Source organism: Pseudomonas sp. Pse79 (genome assembly GCF_024519615.1).
Lineage (GTDB): Bacteria > Pseudomonadota > Gammaproteobacteria > Pseudomonadales > Pseudomonadaceae > Aquipseudomonas > Aquipseudomonas veronii.
Genome location: NZ_JALJRR010000037.1, coordinates 14,364 through 40,591, shown reverse-complemented (window position 1 = coordinate 40,591; position 26,228 = coordinate 14,364). Strand labels below are relative to the sequence as shown.

The following is a 26,228-nucleotide window of genomic DNA, read 5'->3' as shown; positions in this document are numbered from 1 at the left end:
GTGGGTAAGTAAAGCGGGTTTCGTGTGAGGGTTGGATCTTCAACGATAGCCACAACGCCGCATGACCCATGTGGGAGGGGGCTTGCCCCCTCCCACATTTGGATCGGTGTCGGCTTCAGGATTGCTGTGCAACCGGCTTATTGACCGCTCAGTCTCCTAAGTGGCTCTGCCGGAAAATATCAGCACCTTTTGCTCCATCGCCAGACGCTCCAGACTTTCACTGCCTCGGATACAACAACTAACGCAGCCATTAACACCACGTTGTAGTTGGGAACAAGCTGAGCACCCACTAGCAACAGCGAAACAGAAGGCACAATAAAAGCCAATCGCAAGGGTGTTTGAAGGTAAGTAACCCATCTCACCTGTTCACGTCCAAGAAAGAACAGCAGGCACGAGATCACGATGGAAACTTGCAGCAGCATGGCAAAGCCGAACATGTATAACTGCACAACGCTATGATCACGCAGCACCCATAACGCACTTTCAAGATCACTTAAATAAGGAATCCTTCCCTCTATTGCGCTGGCCACTGCATAGCGAATCAGATAAAGGGCATCCATGGCTCCCCAAAACCAAAAAACATGCTTGCGCGTCATTTTCCTGCGTCCTTTGATCTTTTTTCCCCAGAACAGCAAACAGGGGAAATATTGCATTCACCAAGAAGTTCACTCAGTCCCTGCAACGCATAAGGCGCACGGAAAAACTCCCTTACTTTGCTGCCGGCAAAATAGGGACTCTCGATTTTTGTGAGGTCATATTGTTCAATTTCGGTACGGGGGATCAGTCGTTTCATGTTGTGTTCAGAAGAAGGAGTCAGCCCCGTTGATAAGGGTTCCTCACTCTGCCCACCATCATCCACTTCCTTTTAGTCGATAGGAAATTTCCCAACCTCGTGTATCACCCGCCCCAGCGCGCAGGTCGATAGCCATGGTGCGAAGCTTTCCAGAAAAAATTAACTGGGCCGCTTACAGCCCAGTTTTTTTTACCGCACACCAATTTTTTTACATTACGGCATTTCATCAAAGATTTTTTTACACCTCTCAATCACGCCGCAACATCAGGTTCAACTCATCCACCACTTCAGCCCAATCCGCATCCTCCAGAATTTCCTCACGCAAAAACGCTTTCTGGCTATCCGTCCAGAAAAACGCATCGGCCAGTTCCAGGTCCGCCTTGAGCGGTGAGTGCGCGGTGACGAATTGCTCGATGCCAGCGGGGTCGTCGGCCAGGCCGAGTTGTTTGAACAGGGAGGGCAAGCTGTGTTCAGGCGATTGCATGATGAGCTCCGGATAGGTGGGTTTATCCGAGTCTAGCCCTCACCCACGGCAGGCGCGAGCTTGCGCTACAGGGTTTGCAACCAGGCCTGCAGTTGTGCGACGCATTGCTGCACGGATAGCTGGCCGGTCTCCAGGACCAGGGCGGCTTGCGGCGGCGGTTCGTAGGGTGAGCCGATGCCGGTGAACCCCGGCAGTTCGCCGCGTCGGGCGCGGGCGTAGTGGCCTTTGGGGTCGCGGCGTTCGCAGATGTCCAGTGCGGCGTTGCACCACACTTCCCGATAGTCCGCGCCCAGGCGTTCGGCGAGTACCGCGCGTAATTCGACCAACGGCGCGATCAGCGCCAGGATCACGATTTGCCCGTTGTCCACCAGCAACGCCGCCAGTTCGGCGGCGCGGCGGATGTTTTCCAGGCGGTCGCCGTCGGCAAACCCCAGGTCTTTGTTCAAGCCGCCACGCAAGGCATCGCCGTCGAGCACGATGCTGTGTCGGCCTTGTTCGAACAACGCCGCCTGCAGCCCTTGGGCCAGGGTCGATTTACCCGACGCCGGCAGGCCAGTCAGCAGGATCGCCACGCCGCGATGACCGTTGCGAGCCTCACGCTGGGCACGCGTGATGCTCGCGGTCGGTGCCACCAGGTTACTTGACGGCGGCACGGGGCACCGGGGCGGCGATGTTGCCGGCGGCCCATGCCGATTCGCGGCCGGCCAGCGCGGTGGCGATGGACTGCACGCGGTCGGAATCGACCTGCTCCGGCAACGGGTCGAGCCCGGCGCTGGCGAAGATCTGGCCGTAGGCGTTGCGCAGGTCGGCGTAGGCCAGGTCGCGGCGCAGGTCGGCTTGCAGGGTATTGAGTTCGCCCTGGATCAGGTCCAGTTCGCCCAGGCCTGCGGCTTGGTGACGGTTGCGCAGTTGGGTGAGGATCTGCCCGTCGATGTCGGCCAGCTGTTCGTTGGTCTTGAACTGGCGCACGGCGTCCTGGAAGTTCGCGTTGGCGACGTAGAGTTGCGCCAGCACTGCGATGGACATGGCCTGGCGCCGTGCGGTGGCGACTTCTTCGCCGGCCTTGGCGACGTCGATGGCGGCCGGGGCGGAGAGCACGTTGAACAGGTTCCAGGTGACCTTGGCGCCGTAGTCGGCCCAGCGGTTGTCCACCAGGAACGAGTTGCTGTCGTAATGCCCACCGGCCGAGAATTCCAGGCCCGGCAGCAGGCGCAGCATGGCCTTGCGGGTTTCGGCGGCGCTGATGCGGGTCTGGTAGTCCTGCTCGCGCAGTTCAGGGCGGTTGGCCAGGGCTTCCTGTTCCAGGCTGGCGAAGTTGACCTTGAGCTGCGGCACGGCGTAGTCGTCCGGCGTGGCCAGTTTGAGGTCGGTGCCCATGGGCAGGTTGATCAGGGTCGACAGTTCAGTCTTGGCCAGGGAGAGCGCGCGGCGCTGTTCCTGCAATTGGCGCGTGGCTTCGATCAGCGAGCGCTGGTAGCCCAGGGCCTGGATCGGGTCGCCGATACGCTGCTCGCTCATGCTTTGGCTGTTGCTCTGGGCCTGGTCGACCCGCGCCATCAGGCTGTCGATCTGGGTCAACAGGCGTTCGGCCGCAACCGCCCGCCAATAGGCCGAGCGCACGTCCTGGACGATGGTGTTGATCACCTTGCGGCGCCGCTCCTGGACGATCAGGCGTTGGTCGCCTTGCTGCTTGGCACTGATGTAGCTGACGCCAAAGTCAAGGACGTTCCACACCATGGTCAGGTCGGCCACGCGACGGTCGCGGTCCTGGGATGTCGACGGTTCCAGGGACTGGGTGCCGGTGCGAACACTCTGGCTGCTGGAGGCGTTGGTGTTGTTGCGCCCGGCGTAACCGGCGGACAACGCCATGCGCGGCAGCATGTCGAAACTGGCGAGGTCGAGTTGGCGCTTGGCCAGCGCCTCCTCCATGATCTTCAAGCGCCCTTCGAGGTTGTATTTAACCGCCCGGGCCATGGCCTGGTGCAGTGTCAACGGGCCGTTCAATGGCTCCTGATCCGTGTACATACCGTGCAGGTCGCTGCGGGCTCGCTGCTCGCTGACACTACGCTCAATCGGCTCGCTGGTGACCGCACAACCGCCGATCGCCAGCGCCAGCACGCTGGCGCCGAACAACTTATGAACTGTATTCATCCTTGGACTGCCCCTGTTACTGCGCCTTGATTTAAGTGTGTCAGGCCTGCATTTCGCTGATGCCGACCTGTTGCAATGCCTTCGCCAGGTCAATCACCTGACGCTGTTCCACGTCTTTGATCTGCTGCAATTGCTGGCCCAGGGTCGGGGCGCCGAACACGCCCCGCAGGCCTTGGGCCGCGTCACCGCCGCCCTGGATCGCTCGGCTGTCGAACGCCTTGAGGCCACTGTCCCCGCCGCCGCTCTCACGATTGAACAACCCCGACAAGGTGCTTGAACCAAACACCCCGCCATCGCCGCCGCCAAAACCGAGGAAGCCCTGCGCGCCGCCGGTCGGGCCACTGTCGCTGTTGAACACCTGGGCAATGAAGCTGGGCGCCAAGGCACCGTTGCGAATGAAGATGTTACCGATAGGCGGCAAGCCCGCGCCCATCTCGCGCTGTTCGAACAACGCCGGGAAGCCAATGGGTGAACCCAGGTCGCCCACGGGCCGGCCAAACACGATCGGTTGCAGCGGCACATCCGGCGCGCCGGGTGGCGGTGCCGGCTCGGTGACGCGGAACAGCGGGTCGCCGGTCAGGGCAATGGTGTTGATCGCGTAGTTGTTGGAATTGGCATAACCGCTGCCGGCGTTGCCCGTCATGTCATTCACCAGGCCCGTGTCGAGGGTGATGAAGTTGCTCGGGTCGTTGAGGTTGGCCGTCGGTGTGAGGGTCGCGGTCCAGGTTTTGCCGCCGTCGTTGCTGGCCAGGTTGGACAAGGTGCCGTTGGCCACGCTGAGGTCATCCAGCGCGAAGCCGCTGACTTTTTCACTGAAGGTAAACGTGACGGTGGTGGTCTGGCCGACGGTCAGGTTCGGGTTGGCAATGGTGATGGTCGCCGTCGGGCGTTCGCCATCGATCACGAAGTTGTTCGAGATCGCAATGCCGCTGCCGGCGTTACCGGCAGCATCGTTGACCTGGCCGGCGTCCAGCACGATCACGTTGGTCGCATCGGTAATCGCCGCCGTCGGGGTCAGGGTGGCGGTCCAGGTTTTGCCGCCATCGTTGCTGGCCAGGTTGGACAGCACGCCGTTGGCCACGCTCAGGTCAGACAGATCGAAACCGCTGACGGCCTCGCTGAAGCCGATGGTGACGGTGGTGGTCTGGCCGATGCCCAGGGTGCCGTTGGCCACCGAAATGGTCGCGGTCGGGCGCTGGGTGTCGATCGCATAGTTGTTCGAATCGGTGCTGCCGCTGCCCGCGTTGCCAGCGGCGGTCTGTACGCCGCTGTTGTCCAGGCTGATCAGGTTGCTGGTGTCGGTCACGTCGGCCGTCGGCGTCAGGGTCGCGGTCCAGGTCACGCCGCCATCGCTGGAGCCCAGGTTGCTCAGCACGCCGTTGGCCACGCTCAGGTCGGCCAGGGTGAAACCGCTGACAGCCTCGGAGAAGGTGATGGTCACCGGGGCGGTCTCGCCGGCCTTGAGGGCGGTGTCGCCGACCACGATGGTCGCCGTCGGCAGCACGGTGTCGATGCTGTAGTTGGCCGAGTCGGTCGTTCCCGTACCGGCGTTGCCGGCCAGGTCGGCAATGCCGGTATTGGCCAGGGTGATCACGTTGCTGGCGGCGCGGATACCCGCCGCCGGTGTGAAGAGAGCCGTCCAGGTGATGCCGCCGTCGCTGCTGCTGACCGCGCTCAGGGTGCCATGGGCGACGTTCAGGTCGCTGTTGTCAAAACCGCTGACGGCTTCCGAGAACGTGACCGTGACCAAGGAGGTTTCGCCGGCACTCAATACAGGGTCGGCCATCACGATGGTCGCCGTTGGCCGCTGGCTGTCGATGGTGTAGTTGTTCGAGTCGGTGGTGCCGCTGTCGCTGTTGCCCGCCAGGTCGGCGATGCCGGTGTTGTCCAGGGTGATCACGTTGCTGGTGTCGGTGATGCCGGACGTCGGGGTGAACGTCGCGGTCCAGGTCACGCCGCCGTCCGCGCTGCTCACGGTGCTCAAGGTGCCGTTGTTGACCGTCAGATCGGCGTTGCTGAGCCCGGTTACCGCCTCCGAGAAGGTGATCACTACCAGTGAGCTGTCACCCACGCCGAGGGCCGGGTTCGCGACCACGATGGTGGCCGTTGGGCGCACGGTGTCGACGGCGTAGTTGTTCGAATCGGTGGTGCCGCTGCCGCTGTTGCCGGAGCCGTTTTGCACACCGCTGTTGTCCAGGGTGATCACGTTGCTGGTGTCGCTGATCGCGCTGCTCGGCGTGAAGGTGGCTCTCCACGTCACGCCGCCGTCGTTGCTGCTGACGGCGGTCAGCGTGCCGTTGGCGATTGTCAGGTCGGCGTTGGTAAAACCGCTGACCGCTTCGGAGAAGGTAATGGTGACCAGCGAGGTGTCGCCGATGTTCAGGGCATTGTCGGCGACGACGATAGTTGCGCTCGGCTGCACCGTGTCGATGGTGAAGTTACCCGAGTTGGTGACACCGCTGCCGGCGTTGCCGGCCAGGTCGGTGTAGCCGGCGTTGTTCAGGCTGATCAGGTTGGTGGTGTCGCGGACGTTGCCGGTCGGTGTGAAAGTCGCCGTCCAGGTGACGCCGCCATCCGCGCTGCTGACTGTCGAGAGGGTGCCGTTGGGTGCGTTCAGGTCGCTGTTGTCAAAACCGCTGACGGCTTCCGAGAAGGTGACCGTGACCAAGGAGGTTTCGCCGGCACTCAACACAGGGTCGGCCATCACGATGGTCGCCGTTGGCCGCTGGCTGTCGATCATATAGGCGTTGGACGACGTGGTGCCAGACCCGACGTTACCGACGCCATCGATCACACCGGTGTTATCCAGGACAATGTGATTGTTGTTCTGGGTGACGCCTGCCACAGGCGTCAACGTCGCGGTATAGGTGATGTTGTCGCTGGTGCTCAGGCTGCTCAGGGTGCCATTGTCGGTGGTCAGATCGGCCAGGCTGAACCCGGTCACTGCTTCGCTGAAAGTGATGGTCACCAGCGACGAGCCGCCGATCCCCAGGTGGTCGTTGTTCACCACCACCGTCGCAGTCGGACGTTGGGTGTCGATGGCGTAGTTATTGGAATTGCTGGTACCGACGCCGACATTACCCGACACCGCCGCCTGGACACCGCTGTTGTCCAGGGTGATCAGGTTGGTGGCGTCGCTGATCGCGCTGCTCGGGGTGAACGTCGCGCCCCAGGTAATGCCGCCGTCGCTGCTGCTGACCGCGCTCAAGGTGCCATTGGTGATCGTCAGGTCGGCATTGCTGAAACCGGTCACGGCCTCGTTGAACGTAATCATCACTTGGGAGGAGTCACCGATTTTCAGCGTCGGGTTGGCCACCACGATGGTCGCCGAAGGCAACACCGTATCGACGGTGTAATTCGCCGAGTTGGTGGTGCCCGCGCCTGCGTTGCCGGACAGGTCGGCGATGCCGGTGTTGGCCAGGGCGATCACGTTGCTCGCGCTGTTGGTGTTCGTCCCTGGGGTGAAGGTCGCGGTCCAGGTGATGCCGCCGTCGGCGCTGCTCAGGCTGCTCAGGCTGCCGTGGCTTGCCGTCAGGTCGGCGAGGGTGAAGCCAGTCACGGCTTCGCTGAAGGTGATCGTCACCAGCGACGTTTCGCCAGCGGTCAGCGCCGGGTCGGCGACCACGATGGTCGCGGTGGGGCGCACGGTGTCGATGACGTAGTTGTTGGAGTCGCTGGTGCCGGTGCCGGTGTTGCCGCTGGTGTCGCTGTAGGCGGTGTTGTCCAGGGTGATGACGTTGGTGGTGTCGGTGAGGTTTGCACTCGGCGTGAAGGTCGCGGTCCAGGTGATGCCACCGTCGTTGCTGCTCACCGCACTCAGGGTGCCATTGGACACCGTCAGGTCGACATTGGAGAAACCGACCACGGCTTCCGAGAAGGTAATGGTCACCAGCGAGGTCTGGCCAATGCCCAGGGAGTTGCTCGCAACCACCAGGGTCGCGGTCGGACGCACGCCGTCGATGGCCACGTTGTTCGACGTGGTAGTGCCGCTGCCGGCGTTGCCCGCCACGTCCTGGACCCCGGTGTTGTCCAGGGTGATGTGGTTGCTCGCGCTGACGATACTCGCCGTCGGGGTAAAGGTGGCGGTCCAGGTGGTACCACCGTCGTTGCTGCTGACCGCGCTCAGGGTGCCATTGGACACTATCAGGTCGGCGTTGGTGAACCCGGTCACGGCTTCGCTGAAGGTGATGGTCACCAGCGAGGTCTGGCCGATGCCCAGGTTGGTGTTGGCGAACACGACAGTCGCGTTCGGCCGCGCGGTGTCGACCGCATAGGTGTTGGAATTGGTGGTGCCACTGCCGGCGTTGCCCGCGCCATCACTGACCGCGGTGTTGTTCAGGGTGATGACATTGCCGGTATGGGAGGCCCCAGGGGTCGCAGTCAGGGTTGCGGTCCACGTGAGACCACCGTCGTTGCTGCCCAAGTTGCTCAGGATGCCGTCGGCGACCGTGAAGGCGCCGACGGTGAGCCCGGTGACCGCCTCGCTGAAGGTGATGGTCACCAGGGACGTGTTACCGCTGATACTCAGTGCGGTATCGGACACCACAATGGTCGAGGTCGGCAGCACCGTGTCGATCGCATAGGTGTTGGACGTGGTCGTGCCGGTACCGGCGTTGGTCGCGGTATCGGTATAGAGGGTGTTGTCCAGGGTAACGACATTGCCGCTGCTGCTGTTGCTGGCGCTCGGTGTCAGGGTCGCGGTCCAGTGGATATTGTCACTGGTGGTCAGGTTGCTCAGGGTGCCGTTGGACGCCGACATGTCAGTAAGGCTGAAACCGCTCACCGCTTCGCTGAAGGTAATGTTCACCGTCGAGTTGACCGTGGTGCTCAACGTCGGCGCAACGACCGTAACGGTCGCGGTTGGGCGCACGGTATCGATGCTGAAGGTGTTGGACGAGGTGGTGCCGGTCCCTGGTGTCCCCGTCGACGTGGCGGTGACGCCGGTATTGTCGAGGACAATCTGGTTGGTGGCGCTGGTCACGCTCGCGCTCGGCGTAAAGGTCGCGGTGTAGGTGATGTTGTCGCTGGTAGTCAGGGTGCCCAGGGTACCGTTGCTGATCGTCAGATCGGCGCTGGTAAAGCCGGTCACGGCCTGGTTGAAGGTAATGGTCACCTGCGAGGTGCTGCCGATGTGCTGCGCGGTGTTGCTGACCACGATGGTCGCGACCGGGGCCGGATTGTAAGCGGTGTTCGCCGTTCCGCCGATATCGTTGAACAGACCGTTGACTGCTGTGGGTTTGCTGCCCGCCGAGGCGTTGGTGGCCAAGCCTCCGTTACCACTGGCACCGGTGTTGGCCGAACCGCCCAGCGCCGCGAAGTTGGCCGCCGTGATCAATACCGTGCCTTTGTTCCAGATGGCACCGACACCCAGGCCACCGTCACCGCCATTCAGAGTAGTGCCGCTGCCGGCCGCCGAACCACCACCGCCGCCGCCGCCGGCACCGATGTTACCGGTAATCGAGCTGGTGCCGACGATGGTCAGGGTGGCGCCGCTGGCGTTGTAGATACCGCCAGCCGCTCCGCCGCCCTTGCCACCGGCACCGTTCCAACCGGAACCACCCCCACCGCCGCCGATCGACAAGCCGCCAGAGGTCGCTGTGCCGCCAGCGGAACCGTTGGTATAACCGTAGATGCCGGTCGAGCCGGCACCACCGCTGCTCGAGCCGCCGTTGCCGCCCATGGTGCTGTAGCCCCCACCCCTCCCACCCTGGTTGGGGGTGCCCGCAGTTCCGGCGTAGACACCGCTCCCGTTGCCGGTACTGCCACCACGCCCGCCGTTGCCTCCGCCCACCGCGCCGCCGCCGCCGCCGGCACCGCCGAAATTGCCATTGACCACGCCACCGCCACCACCGCCACCCGAGGCTGCGTTCTCTGTCACGCTGACGTTATTGAGGGTCAGGTTACCGAAGTTACTGACCCCCGCCCCGAGCAAATTGGCCGCGCTAATACCGCTACCGCCATTACTGCCGTCGCCAGCCGCCAAGCCCTTGGTAATGACCAGGCCGTCCAGGGTCGCGGTGACACCGCTGTTAACCTTGAGCACCTGGGTCTTGTACTGCCCGCTGATGGTCACATCGGCAACACCATCGTTGTTCAGGTCGCCATCGATGGTCAGGTTTTTAGCGATGACCAACTGCGTGTCCAGATTGACCGTCATGCCCGGGGTGCTGAAGGTGACAGTCTCGCCGACACCCACATCGGTCAGGGCCTGGCGCAGTGTGCCGGCACCGCTGTCTGCGGCGCTGGTCACCGTGATGTTTGCCAGGCCGTATTGGTATGCCGACATCGCCTGGTACGACAACGCCGTATGACTTTCGATGGAGCCGGTGGCGACTTCCAGGGTCCAGTCGCCGCCCAGGCCGGTGCGGTTGGTGGACGCGGCAACATCGCGCCCGGTCAGTTGCGCCAGCGAGTCGACAAAGTTGATGCCCTTGTCGCTGGCGGCGGTGTTGCAGGCGTAGATCAGGATATCGCCGCCCACGTTCATGTCCTGGCCGATCTGCGCCAGCACTTCGCTGCGGGCTGCGACGTTGTCGGCGGACAAATAGGTGCTGCCCAGCCACAGATCACCGGCATTGCCGTGGGCGATGATCTGCACCGAGCTGACGCCCTGATGGCTGCCCAGGTAATCGGCGATCTGCTGCAGGCCGTCCTTGCTCGCATCCAGTTGCACCACTTGGGTGCCGGGGGCAACGCCGTTGAGCAGCTCGGCGGAATCCTTCACGCGGGCATCGACAAACACCACGCTCTGCCCCGGCACGGCAACCGGTGCGGGGGTGGCGGGCGCGTCGGACTGCGCGTGGCTTTCGCTACCGGTGGCGGCGTGTTCGGTGGTCGTCGGCGCCTTGGCCGCAGCATCTGCGGTGGCGTGGCTGTCGGCCTGGGCCGCATCGGCCACGGTGGCGGCCACTGCGCCGTCGAACAGCATGCGCGGTTCCAGGGACATAATCATCGGCGTCGCCAGGGTGCTGGCATTGGTTGTTGCTGGCCGTGCCTTAAGGTTGTTCCACCACATGCTGCTCACCCGTCGGTCGAATGCTGATTCCCGCAATGAAAAAAACCGCAATCAACTGATCGCGGCATCGGCTTTGGTACGGATCACATTGGCGGCGCTGGAAGTGCCATCACGCCAAAAAGACATATGCGCGAACTGCTCGAAGAGATCGGGCGGCAGGATGGTCCGCCGGGGCTGCAGTTCCACCTTCGGTTTGACCCGATGCAAACCGCTCACACCGAGGGCGTCGTCGAAGTCCGGCGCGTCGTAGCTCAGGTGCTCGAAATCGTGCTCGAACCAGGGCTCGCCGATAAATTCGTAGACCAGCCGCATGACCCGCTCGGGGGCCTGGGAGAGCAAGTCGTAGTCGACCACCAGCATCGAGTCGGCGTGTTCACCGTAGTACGCCTCTTTGAGCGCCGACCAGGCGTACCCCACCAGGCGATTGCGCTGGCCAAGGGTTTCGACACGGCTGTAGACGGTGTTGCGCTCGACGTCGTCGTTGAACAGCTTGGTGTTTTCGAAGGGGTTGGCGCGGTACACACGCTCGAGGCTGTCCATGATCCACGCCACGTTACGCACGCAGGCGATCACCTTGGCCTGGGGGAACAGGTCGTGCAGCGCCGGCATGCGGGCGCACCATTGGCGATTGGTGTCGAACACCACCGGCACAGGGGCACGGTCGGCGTAATAGGCATCGAACAACCCGCGCAGCAAGCGGCGCCGGGTATTGGCATCGATGACCGAGCCGAACTCGCTGCCAGCACTGCATTGCCCCAGCACGCCGTTGAACAGAGTGCCCACAGGGCTGCTCATGCCAGCGTGGAAGCGCGGGTTCTGCAAGAGGATCGCAGACAGCAGCGTCGAACCGGAGCGGGGCAAACCGGAGATAAAGTGATACTGCATCCCTTCACCACTTTTGTAGGACAAAAATCCATTTGTATACGAATCGTAACTGATGATTACAAAGTTCACTAGTGGTCAAATGCCACTGTTTTGATATTCCTTTCATTCCAAATGGATATTAGCGGCAGGCCTCTGGCTGCGAAGGCTCTGGGCCGAGGCATAGCACGAATAATCGCGCCCTGGCACCGCCCCCGTCCTGCTGCATTTTTTCACGCCATCCGTCCGGTAGCGGCGCAAAATCGTCCGGTGCTTCGTTGCTGCTGATCAGCCAGACACGCTGGGTATCGGCCGGTAATGCCGACAAACGGTCGAGGTAAATACGCCCGCCGTCCTGATCCACCAGCGTGCCAAAACCATAGGAGTTCGGCCGCGTCGGCGTGCCATCCGGTTTGGGCGGGGTGTAAAGCTGCAATTGGGCGTCGGTCCGGTCGTAATACACGTAGCTGAGGTACCACAGCATGTCGCTGAGGACGATGCGGTCACCTTCCTGGTAGTTGCGATTGACGAACTCCACCGGCACGTTGAACTGATCATCCACATCCACGGTGGCATTGTTCTTCACCCCCAGCAGTTCCACACCGACGCACAGCACGAACAATGCCGCGCCCAGCCATGAAAGACGTCCGGGCAGGCGGTCGATGGCCAGCGCCAGGATGATCGGCAAAGCCAGGGCGTAGACGGTGAGGTAACGCTCGATAAACACCGACGAGATAAACGACACCCCGTACACCAGCAGCAACGGCAGCAAGAAAAACAGCGCCAACAGACCGGCCGGCCGGTAGCGCGTCTGATCGCGCCAGGCGCAGACGCCGACCACGGCCACCAGCAGCAGCGGGAATGACCAGAACAGCACAGGCGATAAGCCAAGACCTTCGTCCTGCAACATGAACTGCCAGATCATCGACGGCACGGAGAACAGGTTGATCGGCTCTTCCCAGCCGATGTCGCCGCCGACCTTGAGCTGTTCGACATGCTGCACCAGGCCCACCAGGTTCGGCAGCCAAGGCAGGTACACCAGCACGATCGCGACGTTGGCCACCCACCAGGCCGGACGCGTGATCAAGCGCCGACCGGGGGGCTGGGACGCACTCAACAGGCCCAGCCAGGCCCAATGCACCAACACACACAACGCGGTGAAGTAATGGGTATAGAAACCGGCGGCCATCAGCAGCCCGTACCCCAGCAGGTAGCGCGTGCGCTCGGGGTGGCGCACCCAATACACCAACGCCAGCGTCGCGCCCAGCAGCCACACGCCGAGCAGCGAGTACATACGCACTTCCTGGCTGTAGCGCACCGCGCTGGGAAACAGCGCCAGCAGCACACCCGCCAGCACGGCGGCACGAAGGGTGGACAACTGCCGCGCAAGGCAGATGCCCAGGCCCACCACGACCACACCGGGAATCGCACTCATGCTGCGAATCGACCAGATGCCGTCGCCGAACAGCTCGATCCAGCCGCGCAGCAAGAAGAAATACAACGGCGGATGCACATCGTGGGCGGCGTGAAACCACAGGTCGGTCGCCGCATATTGGCTGAGCAGCAGGCTCGAGCCTTCGTCGCCCCAGATCGCCGCGGCCGTCAGGCCATAAAAACGCACGGCCAGCGCCAGCGCCAGAATCGGCACCCACCATAACTGGCGCAACCAATCGCCACCTTCACGGGCCTTTGCGAGGCGATTGACAGCAGAAATCACCCCAACGTTGTCGTCTTGCTCTACCACAGACCGTCGCACCCCGACTCCCCCGCCACTGCCCATTTTCAGGGCCAAACCTGCGCATGCGCAAACAAGCGCCACTCTAGGACAAAAGCCCCGGATTCGCTCGTTGTTTCGCAACCGGCAGGCAGCGCTCAAAACCTGCGTCTACGCTCTGCGATGAAGCCAGATCGACTGGCTTTATATCCCCTTGAACAGCTCACACAAGGATGAACGATTCATGGAAGTATTCATCGGCACCATCCAACCTTTCGCCTTTAATTTCGCCCCAAGAAACTGGGCCTTCTGCGCCGGCCAGCTCCTGCCCATCAGCCAATACCAGGCGCTGTACGCGCTGATCGGCACGACATATGGCGGGGACGGCACGCAAACCTTCAAGCTGCCTGACCTGCAAGGTCGCCTGCCCATCGGCCAAGGCAATGGCCCGGGCCTGTCGCAGCGGTTGATCGGCGACGTCGACGGCGTCGAAAGCGTGATGGCCACCCAGGCCAACCTACCCACGCACACCCATAGCACGGCGGCGCTGGCGGTCAGCGCGGCGGTGCAACTGGCCGCCACCGCCAGCAACCCGCTTACAGCGCCGACCGCCGCCAATGCGTTTATCGGCGCCTCCGGCGGCGGGCCGGGCAGTGCCTCGATCTTTTCCGACCAGCAGGGCGCCAGCCCGGTACCGCTCAAAGGCGTCAGCACGAGCTTGACCGGCACGCTGGCCTTGGCCGGCCAAGGGCTGCCCATGGACACGATGAACCCGTTCCTGGTGATCAACTTCAGCATTGCCCTGAACGGGGTCTTCCCGTCACGCGACTGACCCGCACCCGGGCCGGGGCACTTGGGCCTCGGCCTCTCTGACACGGAGCTGATGTATGTTGAACCTGGTCACCCCCGAGCACTTTCGCCCTCTGCTTGCGCACACGAGTGTGTTGTACCTGCCGGACGGGTCGGCGCTGCCGATCCAGATCCAACAGGTGACTGATGCGCCCAAAGCCAGCGTGCCGGGCAGCCCGCGCACGGCCTTCAGCGTGTTGCTCGACAGCCTGGAGCCGACGGATTTCGTCGACGGCCTCTGCCGTTTGCCGCTGGCGCAGACCTGCCTGGAGCAGGTGTTTGTGTCCCGCGAACCCGCCATGGGCCGCGACAACGCACGCGGTTATTTCTGCATCGTGTTCAACTGAGACGGGTACCACACCAGCCGCTGCGCGGCGGGCGTCTCTTCCTCCAACCGAAACCCCAGCGCCAGGTAATGCTGGCGCGCATGGGGGTTGCTCGCCCACACCACCGTGGCCACCGGGCAACACACCTGCTGCGCGGCCCGTTGCACGCCGTGCAGTACCGCGCGGCCAAAACCCTGGCCTCGGGCAGCGGGGATAAACGCCAGGTACAGCACACGGATTTCATTCGGGCCGAAATCGGCACTCAGGGCGCCAATGGGCGTGTCGAGTTTTTCGATCACATAATGCAAGGCCCCGGGAAAATGCTCGCCCATGCCGTTTTCCTGCACTTGAAACTGTTGCGCGATCACCGCCTCGACCAGCCCCTGCTCACCGTCGATCCACTGCAAATCGGCACGCGCCGAGCGGTAGAGGCTTTGCAGAAAGGGCCCGTCGGTGGGCCGTGACGGGCGCACCACCAGGCCCTGCGCCAAAGCGCCATCCTTGTTCAACATGCCTTTGCACTCCTGTCAGAATCCGCTTTCCCGCACGCCCAAGGCCGCCGCTCGACGCCAGGCCACGCCCAGCACCGACTCGCTGCGCCCTTGCAACACCACCACGCCGCGCAGCGGTTGATGGGGGGTGGCGATCGGTTGCGCACTGCGCAACCGCACGCCGTACTGCGCCTGCACCGGCGCCGGGCGCTGGTTTTCGTCGCGGCGCACGGCAATCGGCCCGTGGTGGTCGGAGGTCAGGGCTTCCTGGTCCAGATAGGCCACGCCGTTGGCATCGATATCGGTCAGCACCACCGGGATGGCGGCGCGCATCGGGTCATCGGCGATAAACCGCCCGCTCGCCCCCGGCGTCACCCGCCACAGCTCGGCTTCCGCCAGATACCCGCGCAGGCGCGCGCCCTCCTCGACCACTCGCGCCAGCGCGTCTTTAGGCGACAGCCAGCGGCCCACACTCAATTGCGGCAGCACGTCGCGCACGGTGCCGGCATGGGCCGCACGCAACAGCAGGCGTTCGCGCTGGGCGGCAAGCCCGCGGTATTCGGCCAGGGCCTGGGACAGGCGCTGATCGTTGATCCCGGCGTCGGCCGCGGTTTCACTGCGTCCGGCCTGGCGACGCATCTGCAACTGCAGGATCTCCACTTCGCGGCGCACGATGCTTTGCCGCGCATCCAAATCCGGCGATTCCAATTCGATCAGCACCTGGCCCTGGGTCACAACTTGCCCATCCACCACCCGCAACTGTTTCACCCGCGCCGCCACCGGCGCGTGCAAGGCACTGGCGCGCCCGGCCTCGAGCATGCTCGGCAACTCCACGGCACTGCGCCACGGCACCACCAGGGCCAGCACGAACAACAGCAGGCCCAGGCCGCTGAGCAGCACCCGCGGCGCATGGGCCTGGCTGCGGCGACTCCACCATTCGCGCCACTCCTTGAAGATCGGCAGGCCGATGAACCACACCAGTTCCACCAGCATCAGGAAGATCCCCAGCAGCTTGAAGAACAGGTGATACACCGCCAGGGCGATCCCCAGGAACAGCGCCGCCCGCCACAACCAGGCCAGGTAACCCCACCACAGCAGGCGCCGTTGCATGTTCGGCGCCCAGGGTTCCGGCGCCGGTTCGCCATAGCCGAACAACCACTCGCGCAGGCGCCAGCGGCAAAGGGCGAAGGCGCGACCTTGCAGGTTGTCGACGCCCCACAGGTCGCTGATCAAAAAATAACCATCGAAGCGCATGAACGGGTTGAGGTTGATCGCCAGGGTGGTCAGCCACGTCGCACTGGCCAGCATGAACGCCGCCGTGCGCGCCGCGCCGTCCGGCAGCAGCGACCAGGCCAGCAAGGCCACGCAGGCCAGCAACAACTCGGCCATCACCCCACCGGCGCCGATCAGCAATCGCGCACGCCGATCATTGACCCGCCAGGCGTCACTCACATCGGTGTAGAACATCGGCAGCAACACCATGAACGCCACGCCCATGCTTTGCACGCGGCACCCGGCGCGCTTGGCCATGAAGGCATGGCCGAATTCATGGCACAGCTTGGCGAAGAACAGCGCCACGCCAAACGCCAAGGCACCGCCGAGGCTGAACAGGTGCGGGAACGTCGCCAGAAAGCGCTGCCAGTCCCGCGCCACCAGAAACACGCCCAGGCCCAGGGTCAGCGGCAAGCCGTAGCGCAACAGCCCCGGCCCGAAGCGCGCCAGCCACGGCCAGGCGCGGTTGAGGAACGCGTCCGGGCGCCACAGCGGGATGCGGAAGAACAAATATTGGTGCAGCAGGATTTGCCACAGGCTTTGCTTACGGGCGGCGGCCTTGTAGGCGTAACTGGCACGTTGCTGCGGGTCCAGCGCGGCGATCAGGTCATGGGCGCGCAGGAAGCTCAGCAGCTCATCCACTTCGCTGGCGCCCAGGGGCAGGCCCGGCTCACGGTTGGCGGCTTGCAGGACGTGTTGCGGGTCGCCCAGGGACCAGTGGCGCAGCAGCCGAATGGCGGTGGCGCCGAGCTTGAAGTAACGCCCGCGCACCGGGTCGGCCAGGGTCCAGCGCGGCGAGCCGTCCAGGGCCGCGCCGGCGCTGGACAGTTGCAGGTCTTCGCGCAGTGGGGGCAGGTTCATCAGAGGCCAACGCTCTGGCGCAAGCCGGCCAATGGCCGACGCAACAGGTACAGGGCCAGGGGCGCGCGCTCACCGAAGAGCTTCGCCGTGCCGCGCAGGCCGATGCGTGGCGGTGCCTCATCGAAGCGCGCATCGAGGCGATAGGCGAGTTGCCCGCCGGGCGTGGGCTGCGCCTCGTAGGCGGCGCGTTGCAAGGTGGCGAGGTGGCGCTGCAACGGGTCGCTGTCGAGGAACAGCGCAACCTGGGCGTCGGGCGCCAATGCGATGGCATCGCCCACCGCCAGTTCGATGCGCAACTCTGCCTGGCCGGGGTCGGCGATCTGCAGCAGACGCTCGCCGGTCTGTACCGGTTTGCCGGTCCAGCGTTCGGCGTCGGCAAACACCGCGATACCGTCACGCTCGGCGCGTACTTCGCTGCGCTTGAGCAGTTCGCGGGCGTAGTCGCGCTCGGCGCGTTTTTGCTCGACCCGGGCCGCGAGCAGGTCGATACGCGAACTCGATTCGGCATCGGCAAAGGCGCGCTGGGAATTGGCCTTGAGCTCCGCTTCGGCCACGCCCAGGGCACGCGCGGCCACATCGGCCTGGGCCGTGAGGGTGGTGCTTTCGAAGCGCAGCAGCAGGTCGCCGGTTTTCACCGTCTGGTTGGGCTTGACCAGGAACTCGGCGATCACCCCGTCCAGCGGCGCCGCTACCACCTGGCCGGCCAACGGCACCACTTCGGCGGGCGCCAGTACCGATTGGCGCACCGGAATCAGCAGCATCAGCAGCAACGCGACGACCACCAGCACCTGGCGTTTGCGGGTCAGGCGCAGGCGCCACGGCTGGCGCGGTTGCAGCGCACGCCAAGCGTGGCTGTAGGTGTCGCCCAACTGCGCCAGCAGCACTTGCTCGGCCGGGTTCCAGGGCGTATCCCGCGCCAGCCACACACCGCCGAACACGCGGCCTTGCGGGTCGATCAAGGGCAACCAGAACACATGGCCGGCGGACAGGCTCTGCCAGTCGGCCTGCAGTTGCGCGCTCAATTGCGCGGCCGGCACTTCCCGGGCGGTCTGGCCCAGCCCGTGTTTGTGCAATTGGGCCACGGCCTGCTCGACGAAGGCCACGAACGGCGCGTTCGGGTCGACGCTGCTCACCGCCGTCACCGCCCGCACCTTGCCGGCGATCAACAGCGCCGCATGGCGATAGCCGAACAGCGGTTGCCCATCGTTGACCAGGCTGTAGGCCAATTGCTCAGTGCTGTGGGCGGCGCGGGTCTGGCGTTCCAACTCGAGAAACTGCGCGAATACCCGCTCGGCATTGCCCGTCATCGGTGCGTTCATTGCAGTTGTGCAAAGTGCGCGGTGCCGCTCATGCCGGCCATCAACCCACTGGCATTGGGCAAGGTCGCGACCAGCAACAGGGTCTGGCTGCCTTCGTCGATGCGCGCGCCAAGGCGTTTGACGGTGGCGTTGAATGCCTGGCCGGTTTCGTCGGGGGTGAAGCTGAACGTCTGCCCGGGCTTGAGTTTGCCCATCCAGCGCGACGGCACCAGCAGGTGGATCTCCAGGCTGCGGTTGTCGACGATTTCCAGCAGCGGCGCGCCGGCCGAGACGCTTTCATAACGTTGGACTTTGCGCTGCACCACCTGGCCGTCATACGGCGCCAGCACGCTGCAGCGCTTGACCTGCACCTGATAGACCTGGGACTGGGCCTGGGTTTCGGTGAGTTTGGCCTCGGCGCGGGCCACTTCGAACCGGCCGACCGAATTCAGCGCCGCCAGTTGTTTGTTGTGAGCCAGTTCTTCGCCGGCGCCACGGCTGGCGGCCGAGGCGGCATTGAGTTGGGCCTGGTAGGCCGAGCAATCGAAACGCGCCAGGGTGTCGCCTTTCTTGAACGACTCGCCCTCGCTGAACGGCAGTTCGACAATCCGCCCCGACAATTCACTGGCAAGCATCGCCTGGTCACGGGCGCGCAATACACCACGGGCTTCGCTGTCGGCGCTGACGGCCGCTGCGGGCGCGTGGTCCAACAGCGGATCGTCCGCCATGACCATCGGCGCCAGGCTCACCAAGCAGGAAAATCCCAGTACCGATCTACATAACTGCTTCATACATTCGACCTCCCTGACGATGTGCGCAGTCTAGGGCAGCGGAGTTAAATTGCCACTACCCCCAGTCAGACAAATCAGCATTTTTTGTAGGCCTTTGCCGAAGCCTTCGCCGGATCACGTTATGATTGCCGACCTCCAAGGACTCAGGATCAAGGACACGTCATGCACATCGGTTTTCTGTCACCCCTGGCACTGGCCCTGCTCGCCGGTCTCGCCCTGCCGGCACTCGCCAGCTCCGACGACTCGTGCTACCCCGACTGGAGGGTCTCGCGGGACAGCCTGGACACCTGCAACAACCTGCCGTTCCTGAGCCCCGGCAATGACAGCCGAACCAACCTGCGCCTGTTACTGGCCGACAAAAAAGCCGCGCCCCTGGCACCGAACGCCTTGAGCGAGGACGACCTGTCCCAAGGCTTCGGTCCGGTGCCGTTCCCGGTGTACCGCCTGGTGCCGATCGCCGCCGCGCCGGCCGAAGCGGATAACACATCGCACACCTCGCCCAGCGCCGAACTCGACACCCTGCTCCAGCCTTTGGGCATCAAGCGCGACGAATACAAATCGGCGGGGGCTGACTTCCTGAATGGCGAAGGCAGCCGCTGCCGCAGCAACGACGATGACAGCGCCACCGCGTTTATCCGCCAGGTGCTCAAGGCCGACATGCCGGCAGCCGAACGCGAGCTACTGGTGAAGGCGCGTTTGCAATTGCTCACGGCCTGTTCTTGGGAAGGCCAAGTGCTGGATGCACAGCAGATCCAATCCAGCGAAGGCCAATTGTTCCGCACTTATCTGCAGGCTGCCGCCGACTTCTATAGCGGCCGTTTCAGCGACGCCGAGCGCGGTTTCGCCGGCGCCAGCACCAGCAATGTGCCCTGGCTGAAGGAAACCGCGCTGTACATGACCGCGCGGACGTCACTGAACCAGGCGCAGGCCGACGCCTTCGACGAATACGGCATGCCGCAACTCGAGCATGTGGATAAGTCCGCCCTGAGCGACGCCGAAGAAGGCTTCCTCGGTTACCTGAAGACTTATCCACAGGGTGATTACGTCGCCTCCGCCCGTGGCCTGCTGCGCCGGGTGTATTGGTTGGCGGACGATCAAGCCAAGCTCGCCGAGGCCTATGCCTGGCAACTGACCCAGGCCACCGATGCGCAGCGCAATGTGTCCGTGGATGAGCTGGTGGCCGAAGCCGACGTCAAGCTGCTGATGGTCAACGGCAAGGCAGTCCAGAACCCGATGATCCTGCTCGTCAGCGACCTGATGCGGATGCGCGCTCACACGCCGCCGGCCCTCAGCCGCGCCGACCTCGATCAGCAAAAAGCCGTGTTTGCCGACACGCCGGCGCTGTTCGACTACCTGCAAGCGGCGTATGCCCTGTACGTCGAGCATCAACCCGACAACGCGTTGAAACACCTGCCCCAGGACGTGCCGTCGAACCCGGATTACTTCGCCTTCAGCCAACAGACCCTGCGCGGCCTGGCCCTGGAAGCCAAGCAAGACTGGAAAGCCGCCGAAACCCTGTGGCTGCAACTGCTGCCGCTGGCCAAACAACCGCTGCAACGCGACCAGTTGGAGCTGGCACTGGCGATGAATTACGAACACAGCGGCCAGTTGGCCAAGGTGTTCGCCGCCGATTCGCCGATCAGCGCCAAACAGGTGCGCTACATCCTGCTGCGCCACATCGCCGGGCCGGACTTGCTGCGCCAACAGATCGCCCAGGCCCATGACCCGCTGGAGCGCCAGACCGCCCAATTCGTGCTGCTCTATAAAGACCTGCTGCGCGGCCAGTTCGCCACCTTCGACGACGACCTCAAGCAACTGCCGGCGTCGGCCCCGGACGACAAGCTGGGCACCAGCCTGGGTTATGTCTACAGCGCCAGCCAGACGTTGAAACTGTTCCAATGGAACGGCGAAAAAGCTGAATCCGGCTACGTCTGCCCGAGCATTGCGCAAACCGCCGCGACCTTGCAGAACGACGCGAAAAACCCACAGGGCCTGAACTGCTTCGGTGAGTTCATCCTGCGCAACAACCTCGACGGCATGCCCCTTGAACAGGCACGCGCCGCCGGCAGCCTGGGCAGTACGCCATCGGACTTCAAGGGTGACACCTTCTCGCGGCTCGACGGCTACCAACAGGTGATCGGCAACCCCAAGGCGCCGAAAACCGACAAAGCCTACGCGCTGTTCCGCGCCATCAACTGCTACGCGCCCGCCGGCTATAACAGCTGCGGCGGCGAAGACGTCGCACCGGCCGTGCGCAAGGCCTGGTTCCGTCAACTCAAGACGGGCTTTGCCGACACGCAGTGGGGCAAATCCCTGCAGTACTACTGGTGAAACCGCTGTGGCTCGGCTTGCTGTTGCTGGCAAGCCCGGCTTTCGGCGCGGTCGACGCCCGCGACTATGACGCCTTCTGGCTGTGGAGCGGGGTCACGCCGCAGCCGGTGCTCAAGCAGGCAAACACCCTGTACATCCTCCAGGGCCAGATCAACGCCACCCGCCGCGCGCCCCAACGCGGCGTGCAATTGATCGCCCAGGGCATAAGCGTGCCGCGCATCACCCAGGGCGACATCTGGCTGGTCTACCGCGCCCACACCCTGCGCTGGCCGGACCGCGTCTACACCCAACTGCTCGGCCAGGTACAACGCTGGCGCGACGCCGGCAACCCGGTGATCGGCATCCAGATCGACTTCGACGCCCGCACCCAGTACCTGCACGAATACGCCGACTTCCTGCGCGACCTGCGCCAGCGCCTGCCCGCCGACCTGCGCCTGAGCATCACCGGCCTGATGGACTGGAGCAGCAACGCCGACCCAACCGCCATCGCCCGGCTCAACGGCGTGGTGGATGAGGTGGTGGTGCAGACGTATCAGGGGCGCCAGAGCATCCCGGATTACGCCGCGTATCTGCCACGGATGAATCGGCTGGGGCTGCCGTTCAAGATCGGCTTGATCCAGGGCGGGGAATGGACGGCGCCGGGGTATTTGAAGGGGAGTGAGTGGTTTCGCGGGTATGTGGTGTTTTTGCGCAACCCCTGATCAATCCTGACGCCCAATTAAAATATGCAAGAAGCCATGCGTCTTTGCTCCAGCGGAGGCCCGGGCTAACCTCGACCCCTTTCTAAATCTTCGCCTCGCAGGAAATGACGAGAAGATTTTCCCATTTCAGCGTCGAACGTCCGTCAACGGGTAGACCGACTCCCAGCCGCCGCCCAGCGCTTTATACAACCCCACCATCGCCAACGACACGCCGGTAGAGCTTTCCACCCACTGCTCTTGCGTGGTCAGCAGCGCGCTTTGCACGGTGAGTACGTTGACGAAATCCACCACGCCTTCGACGTACTGGTGTTGCGCGGTGGACAGGGCGATCTGGTTCTGGCGCACCGCTTCGGCGAGGCTGTCGCGGCGCAGTTGGCTGGTGTTGTAGCGGGTCAGTTGATCGTCGATTTCATGCCAGGCACGCAGCACGGTGTGTTGGTAGGCCAGCGCGGCTTCCTGCTGCTGGGCTTCGCGCAGGTTCAACATGCCTTGCAAGCGCCCGCCGTTGAACAGCGGCAGGCTGAATTGCGGGCCGAAGGCAAATGCGCGGGAGCCCCAGGAGCCGAAGTCCGACAGTTGCATGGCCTGGGAGCCGAGACTGCCGGACAGGGTGATGCGCGGGTAGAAGTCGCCCCGGGCCACGCCGATGCTGGCGGTGGCGGCGTGCAGGCGCGCTTCGGCCTGGCGGATATCGGGGCGGCGTTCGGCGAGTTGCGAAGGCAGGCCGATGGCGACCTGACGCGGGGTCTGCGGCACGGCCGCGTCCCCGGACAGTTGCGCATGCAGGGCTTGCGGCGGTTCGCCCATCAGCAGGCTGAGAGCGTTGATCAACTGGTCCTGGCGTTGCTGCAAATCCGGCAGGCGCGCTTCGATGGCCGCAACCTGGGCGGCGGCTTCAGCCACGTCCAGGTCCGTCGCTACACCGTCAGCCAGGCGAAGTTGCGACAGTGAGAGGCTGCGGCGGGCGACGGCAAGGTTTTGTTCGGTGACGGCGCGGGTGTTCTGCACGCCGCGCAGTTGGATGTAGTCCTGGGCGGTCTCGGCCAGCACCGACAGCAACACGGCGCGGCGGTCGTTTTCGGCGACGTGCAGGGTGGCGTCGGCGGCCTCGGTTTCGCGCTTGACGCGGCCCCAGAAGTCCAGCTCCCAGGAGGCGGAGAAGCCCATGTCCCATTGGCTGAACGCCGAGCGGCCATTTTCGCCGGAAGGGTCGCTCAAGCCTTTGCCGCTGTTGCGTTTGCGTTGAGAGCCACCCGTGGCCTCGACATTGGGGTAACGTTCGGCGGTGATCACCTGGCGCATGGCGCGGCTTTGTTGCAGGCGGCTGCTGGCCAGTTTCAGGTCCAGGTTATCGGTGAGGGCGCGACGGGTGAGGGCCGACAGTTGCTCGTCATGGAACACGTCCCACCAGCGCTCTTGCAGCGCATCGCTGACCGCGCGACTGGCCGCCTGACGGCCCTGGGGTTCGGCCCATTGCGCCATGGGCAGGCCTTGTGGCCGCTGAAAATCCGGGCCGACGCTGCAGGCGCTCAGGCTGATGAGGCTCAAGGTAAGCCAGGCGACCTGTCTCATTGCTGGGCCACCTCACGCTGTTGCGCAACGGACCGAGTGTCGACGCTGGCTTCCACCGACATGCCGACGCGCAGGCGTTCGGTCAGCGCTTGGTGGGGTTCGAGGACGATCTTCACCGGAATGCGCTGCACCACCTTGGTGAAGTTGCCGGTGGCATTGTCCGGTTTGACCGCGGAGAACGTCACCCCGGTCGCGGGTGCCAGGCTTTCAAGGTGACCGTCGAGCAACTCGCCGTCGAGGCTGTCGACGCGCACCTGCACGGCCTGGCCGGCATGCATATGGAGAAGCTGGGTTTCCTGGAAGTTAGCGACCACGTATGCCTCGGCCAACGGCACCACCGCGAGGATTTTGCTGCCCGGCGTGACGTAGGCGCCGACCCGCACCGCGCGTTCGCCGACCATGCCATCCAGCGGCGCGACGATGCGCGTATAGGACAACTGATAGCTGGCCATTTCCAGAGCGGCCTGGGCGCGTTTGAGTCCACCGGCGGCGGCGTCGCGCAAGGCGCTGAGGATCTCCACCTGCTTGCGCTCGGCCGCCAGCACCGCCGTGGCATTGGTCAGGCGCGCGGTGGCCTGGTCGATGCGCGTCCTGGCTTGCTGGGCGTTCTGCACAGTGCCCGCACCGACACCGGCGAGGTGGTTGTAGCGGTTCAGTTCGTGTTCGGCGAAGGCGACTTCGGCGCGCTCTGCCGCCACCGTGGCCTGGGCCTGGGTGATCACCGAGCTTTGGCGCTCAAGGGTGGCGGTGGCATTTTTCAGTTGAGCCTGGGCCACCAACATATCCGCATCGGCAGCCTGGGCGGCGGCGCGAAAATCGCGGTCGTCGATCAGCGCCAACAACTGGCCGGCCTTGACGCGCTGGTTGTCTTCCACCAACACCTCCTTGATAAACCCGGCCACACGGGGTGCGACCAGGGTGAAGTCGGCGGCGACGAAGGCGTCATTGGTGGTCTGGCGCTGGCTGCCCAGCAGCCCCGGCACAGCCTGGTACAGCAGCACGCCGACGGCGAACACAGCGATGGCGGAGACAGCCATTTTGTCTTTGCGTTTCATGGAAAGTCCTTAGGGCTCGGTGAGCAATCAAGTCGGCGCGCGGGGCGGAAAAATCCGCGTGGGCATCCAGAAAATCAGCAGGATCAACGTCGCCGCGACAACCGCCATGACGTAATAGAGATCCGAGGAAGTGAGCACCACGGCCTGCGCGTGCAGGCGCTGGGCCAGGCCCTGCGCGTCGCTGTCGGCCAGTGGCGAGTTGCCCAGGCGGTCGACCAGCACAGTCGAGTGGAAATGCAGGCGCCGGGTGGTCAGCACATCGAGAACGGCGGTGGCGATCACGGCGGCCAGCCCCTTGACGGTGTTGAACCAGGCCGAAGCGAACGGCCCGTCCGCCGGTTGGATGCTGCCCGTGGAGAGCATCAGCAGCGGCAACACGGCCATGGGTTGGCCGAAGATTTGCAGCAGATACAGGCCATAGAAATCGTCGCGCACCCACGCCGACGTCAGGTGCACACTGCCGATGCAAGACAGCGCCAACAGACCCAGCCCGATCCCCAGCACCCAACGGCAATCGACCCAACGCAGGTTGCACATCGCCGCCACCAGCGGCAGCGCGATCAATTGCGGCAGCGCCATCAGCAACATCAGCGGCGCGGTTTGCAGCGGCCGGTAACCCTGAACCTGGGCAAGGAAACTCGACGGGATGATGATCACTGAGGTCAGCACTATCAACACCCCCGCGAGCACGATCAGGGCAAACGCTAAGTTACGCAGGCCAAGCATCTGCAAATTGAAAAACGGCATCGGGTGCGACCATTCATTGAACATGAACAGCACCAGCAACAATGCGCCGCCGCCCAGCAGGCCGGTGATCAGGCCCGACTCGAACCAGTCCAGGCGGTTGCCCTGCAACAGGCCGATCACCAGCATGCAGATCGCCGGAAAACCCAGCAGCAGGCCGCGCCAGTTGAACTGCTTGAAGCGCTCCAGCCGCAGCGGGTCTTGTGGCAGGCCGTAAGCCACGGCGGCCATTGCCAGCAGGCACGGCCCGACGATCTGCCAGAACGCCCATTGCCAGCCGACGTATTCGGTCCACAACGCCGCCAGCGGCGTACCCAGACTCGGCCCGAAGGTGGCCGTGAGCGCGTAGCCGGCCAGGCCATACAGTTTGACGTTGGCCGGCAGAAAACGCAGCGCCACGGTCATCAGCATCGGCGGCAGCGCGCCGCCCGCCAGGCCTTGCACAGTGCGCAACAGCAGCAGGCTTTCGTAGTTCGGCGCAAACGGACACAGGATGCCGAGCACGGTGAACAGGCCGATGGCGCACAGGGTGAAACGGCGCAGAGAAAACGTCACCGAACACCAGGGCGCAAACGCCATGGCCGCTACGGAAGTGGCCGTGTAGGCCGCGACCAGCCAGGTGCCTTCGTCAAAACCGATGTACAGCGCGCCACGGATATCGGCGAGGGCGACCTTGGTGACCATCTCGTTGAGACCGGACACCAACACCGCGAGCAAAACGCCGACCAGGCCAACGATGATACGCGGGCCGAACACGGGCGGGCTCGGGGCAGTGGGTTTGGCCGCGGCCAGGGGGGCCGGGGCAGCGAGGGACGTCATGAACAGGTAACTCGGGATGAGAAATACCCGAGCAGTTTAATCGGGCACATTCATGACAAAAAGTTACTTATCGGAAGGTTATAAGTGCGCCGGACGCAAT

Annotated in this window: 19 protein-coding genes; 4 read left to right on the top strand and 15 right to left on the bottom strand. The window is 64.0% G+C overall.

Translation table 11 applies throughout. The features are described from left to right. Positions 1–179: 179 nt before the first annotated feature. The 8 genes from NR164_RS28420 to NR164_RS28385 all read right to left on the bottom strand — a co-directional run bounded on the left by NR164_RS28420 (position 180) and on the right by NR164_RS28385 (position 13,060). Complete coding sequence (locus NR164_RS28420) at positions 180–596, bottom strand: hypothetical protein (RefSeq protein WP_126587694.1); 417 nt, start codon at positions 594–596, stop codon at positions 180–182. Continuing rightward, positions 593–793 (bottom strand): hypothetical protein, encoded by a 201-nt coding sequence (locus NR164_RS28415; RefSeq protein ID WP_156180015.1) that lies wholly within the window; start codon positions 791–793, stop codon positions 593–595. The genes NR164_RS28420 and NR164_RS28415 overlap by 4 nt, the downstream gene beginning before the upstream one ends. 247 nt (positions 794–1,040) lie before the next feature. Then, positions 1,041–1,277, bottom strand: coding sequence for a DUF2789 domain-containing protein (locus NR164_RS28410; RefSeq protein WP_046483761.1), 237 nt, complete (start codon positions 1,275–1,277; stop codon positions 1,041–1,043). Between the two features lie 65 nt (positions 1,278–1,342). Continuing rightward, positions 1,343–1,930 (bottom strand): adenylyl-sulfate kinase, encoded by a 588-nt coding sequence (gene cysC, locus NR164_RS28405; protein ID WP_046385115.1) that lies wholly within the window; start codon positions 1,928–1,930, stop codon positions 1,343–1,345. Continuing rightward, positions 1,914–3,428 (bottom strand): TolC family protein, encoded by a 1,515-nt coding sequence (locus tag NR164_RS28400; RefSeq protein WP_046385116.1) that lies wholly within the window; start codon positions 3,426–3,428, stop codon positions 1,914–1,916. Before NR164_RS28400 ends, cysC begins: the two co-directional genes overlap by 17 nt. A 40-nt stretch (positions 3,429–3,468) precedes the next feature. After that, on the bottom strand, positions 3,469–10,380 hold the full coding sequence (locus NR164_RS28395) for an Ig-like domain-containing protein (RefSeq protein WP_256823561.1): 6,912 nt from the start codon (positions 10,378–10,380) through the stop codon (positions 3,469–3,471). Positions 10,381–10,494: 114 nt separating this feature from the next. Beyond that, positions 10,495–11,328, bottom strand: a complete 834-nt coding sequence (locus NR164_RS28390; RefSeq protein ID WP_017845533.1) for a sulfotransferase — start codon at positions 11,326–11,328, stop codon at positions 10,495–10,497. A 118-nt stretch (positions 11,329–11,446) separates the two neighbouring features. Next, positions 11,447–13,060 carry a glycosyltransferase family 39 protein gene (locus tag NR164_RS28385; RefSeq protein WP_256823560.1) on the bottom strand — a complete coding sequence of 538 codons (1,614 nt, stop codon included), beginning with the start codon at positions 13,058–13,060 and terminating at the stop codon, positions 11,447–11,449. A gap of 202 nt (positions 13,061–13,262) precedes the next feature. Between NR164_RS28385 and NR164_RS28380 the strand changes: the two genes are divergently transcribed. Continuing rightward, positions 13,263–13,850, top strand: coding sequence for a phage tail protein (locus tag NR164_RS28380; RefSeq protein WP_079442583.1), 588 nt, complete (start codon positions 13,263–13,265; stop codon positions 13,848–13,850). A 55-nt stretch (positions 13,851–13,905) separates the two neighbouring features. Next, a complete protein-coding gene (locus NR164_RS28375) occupies positions 13,906–14,214 on the top strand; it encodes a hypothetical protein (RefSeq protein ID WP_102618786.1) in 309 nt (102 codons plus the stop codon). Here the strand turns inward: NR164_RS28375 and NR164_RS28370 are convergent. The 4 genes from NR164_RS28370 to NR164_RS28355 are packed head-to-tail and all read right to left on the bottom strand — an operon-like array spanning position 14,190 to position 18,849. Then, positions 14,190–14,705, bottom strand: a complete 516-nt coding sequence (locus tag NR164_RS28370) for a GNAT family N-acetyltransferase (RefSeq protein WP_046385120.1) — start codon at positions 14,703–14,705, stop codon at positions 14,190–14,192. The genes NR164_RS28375 and NR164_RS28370 overlap by 25 nt on opposite strands. Positions 14,706–14,720: 15 nt before the next feature. Then, on the bottom strand, positions 14,721–16,817 hold the full coding sequence (locus NR164_RS28365) for a biotin/lipoyl-binding protein (protein WP_177033591.1): 2,097 nt from the start codon (positions 16,815–16,817) through the stop codon (positions 14,721–14,723). Continuing rightward, the gene (locus tag NR164_RS28360) at positions 16,817–18,136 is read right to left on the bottom strand and encodes an efflux RND transporter periplasmic adaptor subunit (protein ID WP_046385122.1); all 1,320 of its coding nucleotides are present in this window, start codon (positions 18,134–18,136) and stop codon (positions 16,817–16,819) included. Before NR164_RS28360 ends, NR164_RS28365 begins: the two co-directional genes overlap by 1 nt. Beyond that, entirely contained in the window at positions 18,133–18,849 is a 717-nt protein-coding gene (locus NR164_RS28355) for an efflux RND transporter periplasmic adaptor subunit (RefSeq protein ID WP_231590069.1), read from the bottom strand. Before NR164_RS28355 ends, NR164_RS28360 begins: the two co-directional genes overlap by 4 nt. A gap of 219 nt (positions 18,850–19,068) precedes the next feature. On the opposite strand from NR164_RS28355, the gene NR164_RS28350 reads away from it, so the two are divergent. Next, a complete protein-coding gene (locus NR164_RS28350; protein WP_256823558.1) occupies positions 19,069–21,237 on the top strand; it encodes an outer membrane assembly lipoprotein YfiO in 2,169 nt (722 codons plus the stop codon). Then, on the top strand, positions 21,234–21,938 hold the full coding sequence (locus tag NR164_RS28345) for a DUF3142 domain-containing protein (protein ID WP_046385125.1): 705 nt from the start codon (positions 21,234–21,236) through the stop codon (positions 21,936–21,938). The genes NR164_RS28350 and NR164_RS28345 overlap by 4 nt, the downstream gene beginning before the upstream one ends. A 126-nt stretch (positions 21,939–22,064) precedes the next feature. Here NR164_RS28345 and NR164_RS28340 read toward each other — a convergent pair whose 3' ends face one another. The 3 genes from NR164_RS28340 to NR164_RS28330 are packed head-to-tail and all read right to left on the bottom strand — an operon-like array spanning position 22,065 to position 26,128. Further along, positions 22,065–23,510 (bottom strand): efflux transporter outer membrane subunit, encoded by a 1,446-nt coding sequence (locus tag NR164_RS28340; protein WP_256823557.1) that lies wholly within the window; start codon positions 23,508–23,510, stop codon positions 22,065–22,067. Beyond that, a complete protein-coding gene (locus NR164_RS28335; protein WP_046385127.1) occupies positions 23,507–24,565 on the bottom strand; it encodes an HlyD family secretion protein in 1,059 nt (352 codons plus the stop codon). The genes NR164_RS28340 and NR164_RS28335 overlap by 4 nt, the downstream gene beginning before the upstream one ends. A gap of 27 nt (positions 24,566–24,592) precedes the next feature. Continuing rightward, entirely contained in the window at positions 24,593–26,128 is a 1,536-nt protein-coding gene (locus NR164_RS28330; protein ID WP_256823556.1) for an MFS transporter, read from the bottom strand. Positions 26,129–26,228 lie beyond the last annotated feature (100 nt).

What these genes read in the sequence shown, in the direction of transcription:
- NR164_RS28340 (WP_256823557.1), bottom strand. Translation starts at nt 23,510, where the DNA reads ATGAGACAGGTCGCCTGGCTTACCTTGAGCCTCATCAGCCTGAGCGCC.
- NR164_RS28400 (WP_046385116.1), bottom strand. Translation starts at nt 3,428, where the DNA reads ATGAATACAGTTCATAAGTTGTTCGGCGCCAGCGTGCTGGCGCTGGCG.
- NR164_RS28375 (WP_102618786.1), top strand. Translation starts at nt 13,906, where the DNA reads ATGTTGAACCTGGTCACCCCCGAGCACTTTCGCCCTCTGCTTGCGCAC.
- NR164_RS28330 (WP_256823556.1), bottom strand. Translation starts at nt 26,128, where the DNA reads ATGACGTCCCTCGCTGCCCCGGCCCCCCTGGCCGCGGCCAAACCCACT.
- NR164_RS28410 (WP_046483761.1), bottom strand. Translation starts at nt 1,277, where the DNA reads ATGCAATCGCCTGAACACAGCTTGCCCTCCCTGTTCAAACAACTCGGC.
- NR164_RS28390 (WP_017845533.1), bottom strand. Translation starts at nt 11,328, where the DNA reads ATGCAGTATCACTTTATCTCCGGTTTGCCCCGCTCCGGTTCGACGCTG.
- NR164_RS28355 (WP_231590069.1), bottom strand. Translation starts at nt 18,849, where the DNA reads ATGGTCATGGCGGACGATCCGCTGTTGGACCACGCGCCCGCAGCGGCC.
- NR164_RS28350 (WP_256823558.1), top strand. Translation starts at nt 19,069, where the DNA reads ATGCACATCGGTTTTCTGTCACCCCTGGCACTGGCCCTGCTCGCCGGT.
- NR164_RS28335 (WP_046385127.1), bottom strand. Translation starts at nt 24,565, where the DNA reads ATGAAACGCAAAGACAAAATGGCTGTCTCCGCCATCGCTGTGTTCGCC.
- NR164_RS28395 (WP_256823561.1), bottom strand. Translation starts at nt 10,380, where the DNA reads ATGATTATGTCCCTGGAACCGCGCATGCTGTTCGACGGCGCAGTGGCC.
- NR164_RS28415 (WP_156180015.1), bottom strand. Translation starts at nt 793, where the DNA reads ATGAAACGACTGATCCCCCGTACCGAAATTGAACAATATGACCTCACA.
- NR164_RS28380 (WP_079442583.1), top strand. Translation starts at nt 13,263, where the DNA reads ATGGAAGTATTCATCGGCACCATCCAACCTTTCGCCTTTAATTTCGCC.
- NR164_RS28360 (WP_046385122.1), bottom strand. Translation starts at nt 18,136, where the DNA reads ATGAACGCACCGATGACGGGCAATGCCGAGCGGGTATTCGCGCAGTTT.
- NR164_RS28420 (WP_126587694.1), bottom strand. Translation starts at nt 596, where the DNA reads ATGACGCGCAAGCATGTTTTTTGGTTTTGGGGAGCCATGGATGCCCTT.
- NR164_RS28370 (WP_046385120.1), bottom strand. Translation starts at nt 14,705, where the DNA reads ATGTTGAACAAGGATGGCGCTTTGGCGCAGGGCCTGGTGGTGCGCCCG.
- NR164_RS28365 (WP_177033591.1), bottom strand. Translation starts at nt 16,817, where the DNA reads ATGAACCTGCCCCCACTGCGCGAAGACCTGCAACTGTCCAGCGCCGGC.